The 2179-nt window shown below is 63.4% G+C and carries 1 protein-coding gene and 2 pseudogenes; all 3 read left to right on the top strand.

From position 1 onward, the window contains the following. Window positions 1-180: 180 nt before the first annotated feature. Window positions 181-768, top strand: a complete 588-nt coding sequence (locus tag H7I87_RS15260; RefSeq protein ID WP_139334336.1) for a PIN domain-containing protein — start codon at window positions 181-183, stop codon at window positions 766-768. A 154-nt stretch (window positions 769-922) separates the two neighbouring features. Beyond that, window positions 923-1799, top strand: a pseudogene (locus H7I87_RS15255) (hypothetical protein); the annotation flags it as partial. Then, window positions 1763-2053, top strand: a pseudogene (locus H7I87_RS15250) (hypothetical protein); the annotation flags it as partial. The pseudogenes H7I87_RS15255 and H7I87_RS15250, both read left to right, overlap by 37 nt. Between the last annotated feature and the right edge of the window lie 126 nt (window positions 2054-2179).

The raw sequence follows: 2179 nt of genomic DNA, 5'->3' as shown, positions 1-2179 counted from the left end.
CATCCCCGCTCCGATTCAGCCGACCAATCCGTTGCCGTCCCCGCCGCCATCACGGCATAGTGGAAACTCGCAGAGCCTCAAGCGAAACGCCGATCGGCTTTACACCACTTCACGGGGCACAACCCCGGCAAGCGACTGGAGGCGACGACCACAGAACATGAGCGCGTAGTGGCCCGTGGGTTGGCCAAGTCCGCGCCGTTCCACCGGCAGCGCAACAGTGTCGCGGACGCGCTGCTGCTCGAGATGTACGCGACCGCGTTGGCCGCCGCGGGCCCTGGCGACACCTACGCGTTCGTTACCACGAATTCCGAGGACTTCTCGACCGTGCACGGAGATCGACGGCAGCCCCATAACGACATCGCCGACACGTTCGCGCCGCAGCACTCCAGTTATCGGCTTGGAGTCGACGGGTTGGAGAAGTGCCTTCGCGATGAGTTCGGCGACTACCTTGAAGAGCTCATTGCGGAGATGTACTTCCCCGAAGAGCCCCGGCGACTGGACGAGATCCTTGCCGCTGAGAAGGAGATGTTCGATCGGATCTGGTACGACCGCTCGATGTATCACGAGCAGGAGTTGATCGAGCAGGGCAAGGACGAGGAGCTGAAGTATTTGCGGCGCGTCGCCGGGCCTGGGCGTGCTCGTGTCGAAAACACCTACGGCGCAGAGAATCTCGGTCCATACAACAAGTACGAGTGGGGAATGCTGAACGGCAAGTTATCCGCCCTGCGGTGGATACTCGGCGACGACTGGGATTTCCTCGATACTTAGGCAGCCCCAGCTCGTTGCGCTGCTCGACCATGGCGTCCACCAGCTGGGCCAGGTCGCCGTACATACCCGCGCCGAAGTCGTCCACGGTGATGCCACGGGCAACCATCAGCTCGGGCTTGACCCCGGCCCGCTCGGCCGCGAGCTTGAACAGAGTGACGCACTGCGAGAACGCACCCAGGCCGATCTGTCCGTCGTCAGCGCCAAGGCCGATCTATTGCGGCAGGCCGCTGGGATAGCCCGCAACGGTGCCAGCGACATCAGCGCAGCCCAGCGCCGCGTCGTCTACGGCATCGAAGACGCCCAGAACGCGGGATTCACTGTCGGAGAGGACCTTTCAAGCGTTCGCCGCTGACATCCGTTTGCGCGCCGAACAACTCGACGGGGCCGACACCAAGGTCGCCGGTCAGCTCACCGCCGCTACTGCCGGTCTCGGCGGCAGCGGCTTTGCGCCAGCCTCGAGTCCAAACTCCAATCACGGCGCAGCCGCCGCCGACCGCACGACACCTGGCTCGAACCGCAACGGGGTGCGCCTTGTCGACTTCAAGCAGGACGGCGGCCCACAACCACAACCGCAACCCCAGCCTGGGGCTCCGCAGCCAGCGCAGCAGCCCAGCTTCTTAGACCAGTACAAGCAAGCTCTCACGTCACCCGGCCAGCCAGCGCAGCCGGCTGCCACACCTATGCCGGCATTCGGTCCGCGACCAGACCCCGGTCCTCAGCCGGCGCCAGGACCGATGCCTACCGTGCCACCTCAACCGAGCTTCGGGCAGTGCGTAGGGAGTCAGGTGAAAGCTAACGTCGGCAAGGATATGGTCAAAGGCGGATTCGAGACAGGCATCAAGGGTGCGATCGTCGGTGCGGCAGGTGGCGGAATAGCCACTCCCGAGTTCGCCGGCGCAGGGGCGCTGCCCGGGGCCGTCCTCGGCTTTGTCGGCGGGTTCGCGAAGGGTGTAGAGGAAGCCCCCGTCAAAGCGGCGCTAGAAGGCGCAGCCGAATGCGCCGACGTACCGATACCGGGGTGGATGAAGTGATCAACATCAAACGGGCGGTGCTCATTCTGCCGCTGTATGTCGCCGCGCTGACCGCCGTCGACATGGTGTTCCATTCAACTCCCGTCAACCCCAGCAAGTCTGTTCCAGTCTGGATAGTCGTCGGTTTTATTGCCTCTGCAATAGCCGTAGTTGCCGTAGGGATCTGGTACTTCACTCAACGGGCCAGCGGCAAGATTTCACAGAAACGCGAGCACGCTTACATAGCGCTCCTCGTCGGCGTAATGGCGTCCCTTTTGGTCAAGTCCAGTGATGTGGTGTACGACGTCGTCGTGTGATTCTTCGGGGTGATGGTTCAGGCGGTCAGTGCCGCGGGGGTGTCCTCCTGCTCTGTTGATGGGGTGTGGTCGGCGCGGGATTTG

It is taken from the genome of Mycobacterium timonense, from assembly GCF_025821985.1.
Classification (GTDB): Bacteria; Actinomycetota; Actinomycetes; order Mycobacteriales; family Mycobacteriaceae; genus Mycobacterium; species Mycobacterium avium.
Note: the sequence above shows the minus strand (reverse complement) of the source record. Positions and strands in the feature narration are given on the sequence as shown.